Origin of the sequence: Oceanirhabdus seepicola, assembly GCF_023684385.1 — a bacterium.
GTDB classification, from domain to species: domain Bacteria; phylum Bacillota; class Clostridia; order Clostridiales; family Clostridiaceae; genus Oceanirhabdus; species Oceanirhabdus seepicola.
Genome location: NZ_JAGSOJ010000002.1, coordinates 373,125 through 387,254, shown reverse-complemented (window position 1 = coordinate 387,254; position 14,130 = coordinate 373,125). Strand labels below are relative to the sequence as shown.

Annotated in this window: 13 protein-coding genes; 1 reads left to right on the top strand and 12 read right to left on the bottom strand. The window is 28.7% G+C overall.

Translation table 11 applies throughout. The features are described 5' to 3' along the window. Window positions 1-12 precede the first annotated feature (12 nt). A complete protein-coding gene (locus KDK92_RS09430) occupies window positions 13-1,482 on the top strand; it encodes a methyl-accepting chemotaxis protein (RefSeq protein ID WP_250859013.1) in 1,470 nt (489 codons plus the stop codon). Window positions 1,483-1,535: 53 nt separating this feature from the next. Here KDK92_RS09430 and KDK92_RS09425 read toward each other — a convergent pair whose 3' ends face one another. The 12 genes from KDK92_RS09425 to KDK92_RS09370 all read right to left on the bottom strand — a co-directional run bounded on the left by KDK92_RS09425 (window position 1,536) and on the right by KDK92_RS09370 (window position 14,029). Then, window positions 1,536-2,420, bottom strand: coding sequence for an MORN repeat-containing protein (locus KDK92_RS09425; protein ID WP_250859012.1), 885 nt, complete (start codon window positions 2,418-2,420; stop codon window positions 1,536-1,538). 270 nt (window positions 2,421-2,690) lie between these two features. Continuing rightward, window positions 2,691-3,203 carry a hypothetical protein gene (locus tag KDK92_RS09420; protein WP_250859011.1) on the bottom strand — a complete coding sequence of 171 codons (513 nt, stop codon included), beginning with the start codon at window positions 3,201-3,203 and terminating at the stop codon, window positions 2,691-2,693. A 175-nt stretch (window positions 3,204-3,378) separates the two neighbouring features. Next, window positions 3,379-3,711, bottom strand: coding sequence for a hypothetical protein (locus tag KDK92_RS09415; RefSeq protein ID WP_250859010.1), 333 nt, complete (start codon window positions 3,709-3,711; stop codon window positions 3,379-3,381). Window positions 3,712-3,897: 186 nt separating this feature from the next. Further along, window positions 3,898-5,634: a flavocytochrome c gene (locus KDK92_RS09410; RefSeq protein WP_250859009.1), complete on the bottom strand. Its 1,737-nt coding sequence runs from the start codon at window positions 5,632-5,634 to the stop codon at window positions 3,898-3,900. Between the two features lie 263 nt (window positions 5,635-5,897). Next, window positions 5,898-6,437: a Gx transporter family protein gene (locus KDK92_RS09405; RefSeq protein ID WP_250859008.1), complete on the bottom strand. Its 540-nt coding sequence runs from the start codon at window positions 6,435-6,437 to the stop codon at window positions 5,898-5,900. After that, a complete protein-coding gene (locus KDK92_RS09400) occupies window positions 6,421-6,813 on the bottom strand; it encodes a NusG domain II-containing protein (RefSeq protein ID WP_250859007.1) in 393 nt (130 codons plus the stop codon). Before KDK92_RS09400 ends, KDK92_RS09405 begins: the two co-directional genes overlap by 17 nt. Before the next feature lie 130 nt (window positions 6,814-6,943). Next, window positions 6,944-7,861: a DMT family transporter gene (locus tag KDK92_RS09395; RefSeq protein WP_250859006.1), complete on the bottom strand. Its 918-nt coding sequence runs from the start codon at window positions 7,859-7,861 to the stop codon at window positions 6,944-6,946. Between the two features lie 127 nt (window positions 7,862-7,988). After that, window positions 7,989-9,074: a GerAB/ArcD/ProY family transporter gene (locus KDK92_RS09390; RefSeq protein ID WP_250859005.1), complete on the bottom strand. Its 1,086-nt coding sequence runs from the start codon at window positions 9,072-9,074 to the stop codon at window positions 7,989-7,991. An 84-nt stretch (window positions 9,075-9,158) separates the two neighbouring features. After that, a complete protein-coding gene (locus tag KDK92_RS09385; RefSeq protein ID WP_250859004.1) occupies window positions 9,159-10,250 on the bottom strand; it encodes a GerAB/ArcD/ProY family transporter in 1,092 nt (363 codons plus the stop codon). Window positions 10,251-10,279: 29 nt separating this feature from the next. Next, window positions 10,280-11,434 (bottom strand): Ger(x)C family spore germination protein, encoded by a 1,155-nt coding sequence (locus KDK92_RS09380; RefSeq protein ID WP_250859003.1) that lies wholly within the window; start codon window positions 11,432-11,434, stop codon window positions 10,280-10,282. Between the two features lie 11 nt (window positions 11,435-11,445). Further along, window positions 11,446-12,549: a GerAB/ArcD/ProY family transporter gene (locus tag KDK92_RS09375; RefSeq protein ID WP_250859002.1), complete on the bottom strand. Its 1,104-nt coding sequence runs from the start codon at window positions 12,547-12,549 to the stop codon at window positions 11,446-11,448. Next, window positions 12,542-14,029 (bottom strand): spore germination protein, encoded by a 1,488-nt coding sequence (locus KDK92_RS09370; RefSeq protein ID WP_250859001.1) that lies wholly within the window; start codon window positions 14,027-14,029, stop codon window positions 12,542-12,544. The genes KDK92_RS09375 and KDK92_RS09370 overlap by 8 nt, the downstream gene beginning before the upstream one ends. Between the last annotated feature and the right edge of the window lie 101 nt (window positions 14,030-14,130).

The following is a 14,130-nucleotide window of genomic DNA, read 5'->3' as shown; positions in this document are numbered from 1 at the left end:
GGACGGTAAATTATGTATACATACAGAAAAAATAACATAATGGCTACTATATTGATTTTAATAGCATCAATAAGTATTTTCTTTATGGGAATGAATTTAAAACTTACATTATTATTAGCATTACCTTGCTTAGCATTAAGTGTATTATTTTCACTCACAGTTTTCGTAAAAAAGGTACAGAAGTATAGTCCATATATTATTTCTACCGGCTTATTATTTTATCCTCTTATGCTGATGTATTTTGATGGATTTGCTTTTATATATTTACTTATATGTCTTTTAACTATAACTGCAGCTACTCTTTATCATGAAGCTAGAGCTGCAATAATAAATGCCATAATTAGTTCAATATATATAATCTTAGCTTATTTTGTATGGTTTGATCATTATTTTCAAGATTGGTATGGAGATGTAATAGAACCTTTTCACATATATTCCTATGCTCTTATACTTATTATTGTAGGTATTTGCTCATATTTACAGTGTAAATCTGGAAGAAAGATGTTACTATATCAGAAGAAAAAATTTGAAGAAGAAAAAATAAATAGTGAAAAAAATGAAAAATCATTGATTGCTTTATCAAAAACAACAAATGAGGTAAGTCATTTAGTAAATGATATGTCTGGTATTTCAACTGAATTATTAAATATTTCTGAGGAAATATCTGCATCTATGGGTGAAATTTCAACTTCAATAGAAGACCAAGCTAATAATACTATTTATAGTGTTAAAGGATTAAACAACCTTGTGGATAAATCAGAAAAAATATTAGATTTGTCAGAAACAATGAAAGAGCATGCGTCTCATACCCATACAACTGTTACTGAAGGCAATAAGCATATTAAAACTATGGATGAAAAAATGATAACAATAAAAAATAGAGTTTATGCTGTATCCGATGTAATGAATGAGGTTGAAAAATCTGATAAGTCCATAAATGAATGTATTGAAGTAATAAAGGGCATTGCCGAACAAACCAATCTATTAAGTTTGAATGCTTCCATTGAGGCTTCAAGGGCTGGAAAAGTTGGACTAGGATTTGCAGTTGTAGCAACAGAAATTAAGAAGTTAGCTGAATCAACAGAGGAATATCTACAAAATATTAAGTCTGCTGTATCCGATATTGATAATAAAATTATTCTAGCTAAAGATATTACAAATCAATGTGTACTAGATACAGAAGAAGGTGTAGAAATAGTTCAAAATACAAGTTGTGTTTTTGATAAAATCGACCGTGATGTAATTCTAATAAATGAAAAATCTAATGAAGTATCATCATCCAGTGATATATTCTTAAAGGATTTAAAGGATATATATGAAGTATTTTCTGATATTTCAAATACTGAAGAATTTATTAATCAATCAGTAAATAATGCATCTGATTTAATTAAAAATGAAGAGAATCATATACTAATTTCAACTCAAAAACTTGATGATATAGTTAAGAGCATGGAAAAATTAAATGAAACATGGAAAAGATAATATAGACTCAAAGTTACCTAGAAATGGGTAGCTTTGAGTCTTTAATTAAATCATTATTCCTCAACTATATAACCAGCTTTAAATTCCCCTTTATTTAATATTGAGCTATCTGGATTATAAGCTGTACCTTGTCCATTATAATTATTTTCAGCAAACATACCTTCATAGATTATGTTACCTTGCTCATCATACAACTTTCCATATCCATTTACTGAATCCTCTTTATATTCTCCTTCATAACAGAGGCTTCCATTTTCATAATATGCTTTTCCTTTTCCACTACGTTTACCACCATTAAAATCCCCTTCATATTGTAAGTTAGAATTTTCATAATATGCTTTACCCTGTCCGTTAAATTTTGAATCTAAAAATTCACCTTCATATACTAAAATCCCTTGCTCATTATAAAATATACCTTTACCATTCCGTTGATCATCTTTGTATTTACCTTCATACATTATGTTACCATTTAGGTAATATCGCTTGCCTTGTCCATTACATTTATCATTAATAAAATTTCCTTCATAAATCAAAATGCCATCTTTATATAACTTTCCTTCTCCATCATATTCTGAATCACTAAAATTCCCTTCATATAGTAACTCTCCATCTTCATTATATCTTTTACCATGCCCATTAGCCTCATCATTCTTGAACATTCCTTCAAACATAAGATTTCCATTTTCCCAATACATCTTTCCTTGTCCTTCTCTACTACCCTCAAAAAAATCTCCCTCATATGCTATACTTTCACTTTTGTAATAAATCCTTCCTTTGCCATGAGCTAGCTTATTTTTTACTTCTCCTTCATACATAACTTCTTTTCCTGATTTGTTTAAACCTTTATATTTTTGATTATTAATTTCGAAATTGCATCCTGTGAAACTCGTTATTAATAAGACTATAATTAATAATGATATTTGTTTCTTATTAACCATACCTTAACAGTCCTTTCCACTTAATAATATTGTATAATATACCATTAAATCCCTCACTAAAGTATGCACTATTTTAAATATTTTGTCAAAAAAACTATAAATAAAAACATGTACTGCTACCCAAAGCAACACATGTCTATCTTAAATTCATTTATATACATATTGTCCATCTTCTTTAATCTCATAAAAAACTGAAAAATCAATATCAAATAAGTTTTTATTAATATGTCGTATATTTTGCCCTTGAAACACTTGCTCCTATTCTTATGACTAAATATTCGAATTTAAATTTTCAGAATTCACATTAATAGTAATATTATATTGCTCATTCAAAATTTCAATTAAATTTCTTTCTTCTTTATTTATGTAATCTTCATTTACCTCAAGTAAATATTTATTTTTTATATTTAAAAAATATGAGTCAAAATTATGTTCTTTATTAAAATTATTTCTTATTTCATTTATATCATTAATTTGTATCTTATTGTGCCGTATTCCGTTTTTCAGTTTAATAAAGTCATCTTTAATGATATAACTGTAATTAAAAATCCTTCTTAAAATTAATAAGCAAATAATAACATTTATTATAGCTTCTAAGTCCAAAATTAAACTATATTTTCTAAAAGTTAAATAACTATCACTTACTCTAAAAAAAACAAAGTGACTTATATTTGATATCACTGGTACCATTATCCTAAAGCATATAATAAAAATAATTATAACTGGAGCAATATTCATTGCTATACTCTTTAAAGCCCTTAAACCTCTTTTCTTAAATTTCATACTCTCATTCCCCTTATTATTCTTTATACGTCTTACTTAATTAATTAGGTAGTTTATAGTTTTATACTTCAGTATATGTTTTATACTTCAGTATATGTTTTCTATGCCCCTCTTTCTTTATTCTTAAGCTTCAAAAATTATTGCTGTACAAAAAAAACACCCGAAATCGGGTATTTTAAACATCAACTTTCTCTAATATCAATAAATCATCACCAAGTTTTATATCTAGCTTTTCTAGAAGTTCTACTTGAGATTTATATGAAAATGGAAGTTCTAGAATGGCAACTGTATAACCAGCTTCTATTTTCTTCTCAATCTTGTCTTCAAACCATGATACATAAATACTAGCTCTTGAATTTAGATCCATTGTTCTCCCTTGGATATTTTTAATTGCCTGAATATCCTCTATCTCATCGAATTCACAGATTGAATACCTAAAAAATTTATTTTTAACTTCATCTGCAATGTCCTTATGAGCTATTGCAATAACCTCATATTTAGAATTCATTGTGACATCACCTCTCTTTATTTAATATTAAGGTATATCTCTGAAAGAGTCAATTAATATTCTGAATCTTCTTGATATTCACCCAAGAATTATTATACAAATAATATATTTGAGAGATAATAAAAGCCCTAAAACTTTAAGTTTTAGGACTATCTATTAATCTATTTATTTATTATTTAAAATATACTACTTTGCAGATTTAGCAGCATTTGCTCCAGCAATTCTACCAAATGTAGTTATGTCAGCTACAGCGTTTCCACCTAATCTATTTGCACCATGTACTCCACCAGTAACTTCTCCAGCTGCGAATAAACCTTCAATTACCTCACCAGCTTCAGTTATTACTTGTGCTTCTGTATTAATTGTAACTCCACCCATAGTATGGTGTACAGCTGGTCCAACTTCAACTGCATAGAAAGGACCTTTATTAAGTTCTGTTTTCATATTTGCTCTTGCGAAATCTTTATCTTCATTATTTTGAACAAATGTATTATAAGTATTAACTGTGTTTTCTAATTCTTCAGCATCTACACCGATTTTCTCAGCTAACTCTTTTACTGTTTCAGCTTCTGTTAATAATCCCAATTTATAGTATTTCTCAATAGCACTCAAGCTTTCTCTAACGTTTTGATCAAATACTAGGAATGCTGTTGCACCTTCTTGCTTTAATTCAGCTGCAGAAACAACATCTCTTGTTTGTAATTCATCAATAAATCTCTTAGCTTCTCTATTAACTAATATAGCACCATTACCTCTAACAGCTTCTGTTATAAGCTTACTCTTACCTGGTACTACTGTTGGATGTGTTTGAATTTTATCCATATCAACGAATCCAGCTTTTAATGCTTCTAATAAACCTACTGCATCTCCAGTAGCTCCTGGACCATTAGTAGTTCCAAATCCTTTTAATTTTGCATCATATTTTACAACCATATCTTGGTTAGCTCCAAAACCACCAGTTGCTACAACTACTGCTTTAGCATTTATAACATACTCATTACCTTTAGCATCCTGTACTTTTATACCAGTAACTTTATTTTCATTATGTAATATCTCTATAGCTTTTGTCTCTAATCTTATTTCAACACCAATTTCTTTAGCATTTTTATTTAAAACCTTAACTAAGTGATCTCCTACTGGTGCTCCACCTGTAGGTCTGTGACATCTATTAACACTAGCTCCACCCAGTCTACCTACATCACTTAAGTCCGCTCCTCTTTCAGTTAACCAATCAACTGATTCAGAAGATCTTTCAGCTAAAACATTTACTAATTCAGGGTTATTTAGATTTTTTCCACCCTTCATTGTATCTTCGATGAATAGTTCAACACTATCCTCTATTCCTTTTTCTTTTTGAAATTTTGTTCCTGCAGCATTTAATCCACCAGTAGCAAAATTAGTGTTACCACCAACAACTGCATTCTTCTCTACTAATATAACATTAGCCCCATCTTCTTTTGCTTGGATAGCTGCTGTAAGACCTGCACCACCTGCACCTATAATTACTACATCAGTTGTTACATCTTCAACCTTCTCAGCTTGTCCGTTATCTACTTTCTTTGCAGTCAACTCTATACCAGATTTGTTAACAGCATCTGCTACTGCAGCAATTAATGCAGAACTTGTTAATGTAGCTCCCGATATTGTGTCAATTTCAGCAGTATTTGCTGCTACTACACTATTTACAACTTGTGTAAATACGTCCTTTGTAAACTCAGATTCATGATTTTCTACAACATCAATCTTTTTAATTTCCTTATTCTCAATTGTAACCTCTACCTTTATTATACCATTTTTCCCTTCAGCTTCACCTGTAAAAACATTACTAGTTGCCGAATCATTTTTTGTAGTTCCACAAGCAACCATTGATATCATCATCATACATGCTAATAAAACTAGACCAATCTTCTTTAAGTACTTCATATGTTCCTCCTTTGTAATGTGGATTGTATTTTTTTTAACTAACCACAAGTTAAAATTATATAAAATATATGAACAAAATGCAATTTTAGTATATTTAATTCTTTTAGTTCATATTGTAAATACAGCTTTACCGCGTATTTTAAGTAATCTAATCCCTTTTTATAAAAAAAACCAAGAGATATTTCATGATAAAATTTTGTTAATTCAATCACAAAACATTTTTCCGTTTTATATTGATAAAATATTACATATCTTAGATAACACTAATTAAAATATCTTAAATTTCTTAAATAACCTAATAAATATTTAGCTGTTATTCCTACTGCTAATCCTGTTCCTGTCCCTGTTAAAATCAAAAAAGGTAAATAGTAAAAAATTCTTCCATTTTGGATGATCATCATAGCAACAATCAATTGTCCAATGTTATGAGAAACTCCCCCCACTAAACTTACTCCAATAATACTAATTTTTTCTCTGCTTACTACCATTAAGAAATACATAACGAAAAAACTCAATAACGCTCCAGATATACTATACATAAAACTTGAAAAAGAACCCATGATAAAAGAAGTCATTATCGTTCTTAATATAATAATAGAAAATGTTTGTCTAAATGAAAAAAGATATATAGATGTCAATGTAACTATATTTGCTAACCCAAGCTTTGCTCCAGGTATAGCAAAATTAATTGGAATCATTCTTTCAATTATACTAAGTACTATTGCCTGAGCAACTAACAAAGCAACAAATATCATATTCTGCGTCTTGGTCATATTATATATTGTCTTAATTTGATACTTCATCAATCTTATCCTCCACATTAATATCTCCACGTATTTCCACGAGAACTTCATGTGGTAAACATACAATCATTTGTCCTACTTCATTTATAAAACCTGTTTTTTCACAAATGCTATCGTTGCAGTCCGCTTCTATCATTTCAACGCCACCATCATGAATTTTCACTATATTTTTTCCTAGGGGTGTTTCTATTTCTGTAACCTCTTCAAGTTTATCTGTCAAAGGTATTGATTTATATAGTTCTTGATTTGCGTATATATCCACATATATTTCACTGCTATTCTTTTCTACATAATCCCGTTTATATTTATTAAATCCAAATAAACCTACAACCGCTACTAAAATTATTACTAAAACAATAATATCTACTTTTTTCATACTATCTCCTATCTTCTGTATAAAATTTATTTCCAACTTAGTATTTTATCATACTCAGTAGAGATTTGTATATTAATATTATTTTTGGTCATAAGTTTATTTTTGTATAATAATAAACCAACCTAAACTACTACTTAGATTGGTTTAAACCACAATTTTCCTTTAAATATTTTTCTGTTCTTTCCTTTCCTCCGAATGTCAAAATAATTACAGAAAGTACAACTAAAACTCCTCCCACAATAATTCTTATTGTTATTGTTTCATTGAGTATTAACACTCCTAATAATATTCCAACTATAGGCTCAAATGTACTTAAAATTGAAGCCGTAGATGCACCTATCATTTTTATTCCTATTTGTAGCAATATTACCGCCATTATAGATGTAAAAAAAGCTATTATTACAGATATTCCCCAAGCATTAGCTGAAATATTAAATGATAATTGATCTGTAAATATTCCAACAATAAAAAGAAATATTGAAGCAATAAACGATAAATAGAACGTAAGTACATAACAGTTTAAAGTTTTAATTTTGCTATAGGCTACACTAAGTAGATAATAGGAGTAAAATATTCCTGATACAAGTGCAAGAATGATTCCTTTTATACTTGTCCCTCCCCCATCTTTTCCTATTAAAAAATAAATTCCAATGCTCGCCAGTACAAGAGCAATTATTTTACTAAAATAAATATTTTCTTTAAATAAAACTATTGATATAAGTGTAACAACTACTGGATATATGAAATGTAATGTTGTTGCTAGTCCAACTGATATATATTTGTAAGATGAAAATAAAGTTAGTGTTGTCATTGTGTATCCTAAAATCCCCAATATAATTAGAGTTTTAATTTGTTCTCTATTTACTTTCAAATTAACTTTTTTGATTATTAAATAAGCAAGAAGCATAAATACACTAAAAAATGAACGTAAAAATACAAGAGTAAATGAATTTACTCCACCATCATATGCTAATCTAGCTAATATGGGCATAATTCCAAAGATTACCGCTGATAGTATTGTATATATAATCCCTTTGACTTTTTCCATAATAGTTACTCCTTAATTTGTTTTTCTAATTCTCAGAATCATTTTACCATATTTTAGTTAACTATTCACCTTACTTTTAACTCATAAAATCCGCCATAGAAAAGGAGCCTATATAGCAAGGCTCCGTTTAACTTCTTGGTTCTTTTCCCTTAAAATATGTTAATAAAGCAACTACAGAAATAAATGATACATTAAAAATAATAGAAGCAGGATATGCAAACCCCTCAATTTTTTGTCTTAGCATTCTATCCGAAAATTTATATGCTAAATAAAGAATAAGAGGAAATATTAACAAACCTATTTTCTTAAAATCCATTTTCTTAAAACTATTAATACATATGGTTACTACAAAATAGTAATTAGCCGTAATTCTAAAGGATATCACAATCCATATAAACATAAATATATATCGAAAGTTATTAATTATTGGAACATTTATACTTTGAAAAACCATTACAAAAGACCAGTAGTTTTTAGGTGTTATATCTATACTTAAATAATATATAGTAATAAAAACAGTCCATACATATATTATTCCACATATTGCTACTGCTTTTAGCGCAGACTTTTTTATGGACTTAACATCCTTCGCATATGGGAAAAGTAAAAGTAAACATTCCCAACCGAAGTAAGAATAAGCTGTTTGCGGGGTTGTCTTCAAAACATTTGTCATTCCTGCCCCAAAAACAGGTTGCAAATTCAATATATCCCCATATTTTAGAGCTGTTAAAGATAATAAGAATACAAGAATAAACAGATAAAAAACTAATTGATTTATTTTTCCTAAAACCCCTATTCCTTTACTAGATGCATAAGTAACTAACAAAACTGTTATAAGAGCAACTTTTAAGGGAGCTAAATAACTCACTATATAAACTCTACTAAAAATCATAGTGTGTGCAATAATTACTACAGTAGTAATTATGAATTGTAACATGAAAATAAAATTCATTATATTACCAAAAAAGTTACCAAAATATTTTTTATTTATCACAAGTATATTTTCTTTTGGATGTTTATTTATAATATAACAACTAACCAGAACAATATATAGTGGATATATCAAAGCAAAGATAACACACATCCAAGAATCCTGCCCAGCTGTTTTAACAAGCTGATTTGGTAATTTTAGAAAACCTGTTCCAACTACAAAACCTAGTAATAAATAAGTCAATTGATTTGGAGTCAAAAGATTATTTTTTTCAGTATCCAATTTCCTCCCCTCTTTCATTTTAAAATATTCCCCTACAAGCTTCCCAATCATCTGTATCAAGTCCAAGTTTAATCAATAATATGACTAATTATAATTTTTTGTTTTTTTACCCTTAAGATGTATCAGTAAAGCTAATACAGTAAAAAAAATCAAATTAAAACTAATACAAAAGGGCAATCCAAAAGCCACTACTTTTTGTTTAAGAAATATATCTGTAAATTTAAAACCCAAATAGAGACTTAAAGGATATATTAATAAACACATTTTTTTTAATTCTATTTTCTTAAAATCATTTAAAAATAGGGCTACAGAAAAATGGTAATTAGCAGCACCTCTAAGCGCCAGAAACATCCATATATACATAAATATATATCGGAAGTTATTAATTATAGGAATATTTATACTTTCAAAAACTAATATTAATGACCAATAACTTTTAGGAACTATATCTATACCCAAATAAAATATACTAATAAAAACAGCCCATACATATATAATTCCACATATTGCAACAGCTTTTAGAGCACACCTTTTTACACACTTAACATCATTTACATATGGAAAAAGTAAAAGTATCGCTTCCCAACCAGAATAAGAATAAGCTGTTTGTGGGGTTGACTTCAAGATATTTTCAATACCAGCCCCAAACATAGGTTGCATATTCAATATACTCCCATATTTTAATCCTGATAAGGAGAATAAGAATACTGGAATGAAAAGATAAAAAATTAATTCACTCATCTTGCCTAATCCCTTTGGTCCTTTATACGCTGAATAAGTAGCCAAAAAAACTATTATCATAGCAACTTTTAAGGGTCCTAAAAAACTCACTATAAAAACTCTACTAAAAATTATAGTATTTGCAATAATTACTATATAAGTAATCATGAATTGCATCATAAGAATAAAATTTAATATACTTCCAAAAAGGTTACCAAAATATTTTTTATTTAATATAAGTACATTTTCTTTTGGGTGTTTATTTATTATGTACATACTAATGAAAACAACATATAAGGGATAGATTAAAGCTATGATAACACTCATCCATGCATCCTGACCAGCTGTTTTTACAAGTTCATTAGGTAATGTAAGAACGCCTGCGCCAACAATAAAACCAATTAATAAATAAGTAAATTGATTTGGAGTCAAAAGATTGTTTTTTTCAATATTCAAATCTGTCCCCCTCTTTCATTATCAATTTTCTAATAGTCGCCTCTTCCCATTTTATCAACGCTAACATTCACTTTTACTTCTATATCAGCATTAGAAACTATTTCATCCCAATCAATCTCTTTATGACGTCCATATTTAGCTGCAGCAACTCTTCCTAATTCAAGACAATCAACTTTATAATCATTTTGCATTTTCTCAATGAAATTATTAGAAATCCTTTGTACGTATTCATTCATCTCGCTCTCAAATTTTTTCATAGTTTTATCATTTTCTCTTATATCGTGATATAAATGATTTTCAGCTATATCACCATTGAGAGATAAGTCTATAAAGAACGTATATTTATCCCCCTTCTTTTCACAACGAACTTTTCTTTTTGTTGTTGCATAATAAGTTAAATATTCTTTTGAGTTTTCTTGTAATTTCAGGACTCCCTTAACTTTATTTTCTCTCAACATATTCAGAGTTTTTGATTCAGCCAAGTCAATTTTATTAACCATTTTATCTTTTTTAAATAATGCCAATCCAGTAATTTGCAGTTGCTCTCCCTTTAGTTCTACGTAAGGTAATACAAGACTTCTTCCTTCCGAATCCACTCTTACATATAAATCCATGAATTTATAGTTATCTGAGAAAAAATTAAATTTTGTTGAACTCTCCAGCATTGCTGTTATATAGTCAGAAGAACTCGGATAATCTGGAACTTGAAAACTTAAAATTTCTTTAGGGTCTCCCTTACATACAGCTACAAGCCCGGTATCATTTATAAGAGGATTTCTAAACATGGTATGTATAATATGATCTATACCAAATTCTGAAAATTCTTCACTTAATATAATTATTCTTTCAATTCCTAATATCAATTTTTTATTACTAAATACCTGACGACGCTCTCTAGTTTCAGCTATGGTTCCTGCTGTTCCAGTATGTGTCAGGGTTGAAATTTTCATATCTTCACCATAATTATAGAATGAAATAGGTATTTGATATTCAACACTATTTTTACCTTTTGGTATTACATGGATACCAATTCCTGCGGGAATATCAAGATCTTCAACTGGTACATTTACAATTCCATCACGTATATAAACGTAAATCAGAATAGAGAAAATAATAATAAATATATATTTTTTCTGATTCAAAAAATTATTAACCATATTTTTTGAAAACTTTTTATTATTCATACACTTCCCCCTTAGTTTAATTCTTTAACCCCTTCCCCCATTTTGTATTTAAATCTTACTAATAAAGCTATTAAAGAGATAAAGATTAAATTGAAAATAACAAAAGCAGGAGTGGCAAATCCTATTAATTTTTGTCTCAATAAATTACTACTAGATAGTTTTAAGCTCAAATAAAAAATAAAAGGGTAAATAATTACGCATAATTTTTTTATATTTATTTTAGTTAAATCATTTAAAATGAAGGCTGTAGCAAAATGATAGTTAGAAATAATTCTGAATATTACCAAAACCCATGTAAACATAAATACATATCTAAAATTATTGATTATAGGTATATGTATACTTTCAAAAACCATTACAAAAGACCAGTAGCTTTTTGGTACTATATCTACTCCTAAATAGTATATAGTTATAAAAACAGTCCAAACCCATATCGCTGCAGCTATTCCCACACCTTTTAAAGCTGATTTTTTTATGCTATTAATATCCTCTATATATGGATGAAATAAAAGAATAGCCTCCCAACCAGTATAAAAATAAAGAGTCTCTTTAAAAGCCATTAAAATATTCCCTGCACCAGAGGCAAAAACAGGCTGTATATTTGATAGATTTCCATATTTTAAGGCTGATAAAGAAAAGAATAGCATTACTATAAAAATATAAGAAATTACTTCACAGCTTTTTCCTATAACCTTTATTCCTTTAAAAGCGTTGTAAGCTGCTAAAGAAATTGCTATAACGATAATTTTAGAAGCTGGTATAAATCCTACTATATAAGTTCTTGTTAATCTCACAAAGTCTTCTGTTACTGCTGCCGTATATAATATAAATTGCAACATAAAAACAGTGTTTAATATCGTTCCAACTATTTTACCAAAGTATTTTTTACTTATGATAAGTATATTCTCATTTGGATGCTTCTTAATGATCAAGCAGCTTATAAGAATTGTACCTACTGGATATATAATTGCAATTGCAGCAGCAATCCATGCATCTTGCTGTGCTATTGGTACAATAACATTAGGTAATCTTAAAAAAGCAGGCCCAATTACAAAAGCCATTAAAAAAAAAGTAAATTGGTTAGAAGTTAAAAGGTACTTTTTTTCTTTATTCATCCTTCTCACCTTTAAATTGCTTTCTAAAATCATTCTGCCGTGTTTGATTATTATTCGGAATAGCTTCAGGTCTCTTATTCATCATCCATAATGGAGCTCTTATAAATATATCTTTCATATCCTTTTCTTTAATTGAAACATAAGGTACACCATAACTTTCTAAGGAGAAAAGATGAACCATTAAAAAAAACCATCCAGCTGCTATCCCCATAAATCCTATGGTATTTGCAAGTACCAGCATAGGAAATCTTATAAATCTTATACTAAGTGACATTTCATAATTAGGTACTAAGAAAGTAGATAGAACAGATATCCCAACTACAAGTAAAGTTGTAGGGCTAACTATTCTAGATTCAATTGCAGTATTTCCTATGATGATACCGCCTACAATACTTAAGGTTCCAGCTATTTTAGGTGGAAGTCTAAGTCCTCCTTCTCTCAAAAATTCCACTACTACTTCCATTGCCAATATTTCAAGAAAAGGCGTCAATGCTATACCTTCTCTCGACTGTACAATAGGATTAATAAATTTAATAGGTATAAGCTCAGCATTATATTGTATGAGGGTTAGATATATAGACGGCAATGTTATTACCATAAAAACTGCTAAAATTCTTAGAATTCTTGCAAAAGATGAAACTATTGTTCTTTCATAATAATCTTCAACAGCTTGAAAAAACTCTATAAATACAGCTGGAACCGTTATAACACTAGGATTTCCATTTACCAAAATAGCAATTTTTCCTTCCATTAAATTTGCTTTAACAATATCAGGCCTTTCAGTATTAAAGGCTTGTGGAAATACAGAGTAAGGGCTATCTTCTATATACTGTTCAATCATACCAGCAGCATTTATTGAATCAACATCTATGCTGTTTAATTTGTTACGCACTTGCTTTAAAACATCCTTATCAACAATATCATCAATATACATAATAACCACATCGGTTTGAGATCGTTTTCCAATTATTAAGTTTTCCATGGTTAAATTTTTGTCCTTGATTTTTCTTCTCAAGATACTAATATTTACTCCTATGTTTTCTACGAAACCTTCTCTAGACCCCCTAATAGCTGATTCGTTTGGTGGGTCAGCTATCGCCCTATAATGAGTTGAATCTATGGTATCAATAACTATGATGCTGTTCGTACCTTCAACTAACATGGCTGTCTTTCCAATTTTTATCGATTCTATAACCTTGTTAATATCTTCTTCTACTTTAGTGCCTCCCATAGGGATATATCTTTGAGAAATATATTCAGCAAGACTTTCTCCTGGGATTAACTCTTCATTTACATGAATCATTAATGGATTTAATATATCTCTATCAATAAGGGATCTGCTCATTAAACCATTAACAAATATAAGTGCAACATTTAAAGTTTTGTTTTTTCCTATAAGAAACTTTTTTACAGTTATAGGACTTTTCTTACCTATTTCATTAAGAATAAAATCAATATTTTTATCAAGATTTGTCTTCATTGTTTATCACCCTTTTTAATTATAGGATTTTAAATTATAAGTTTATGTTGATATATAGTAATTATATTATTCGCCTATAAATACTAAATAATGCGAGAATA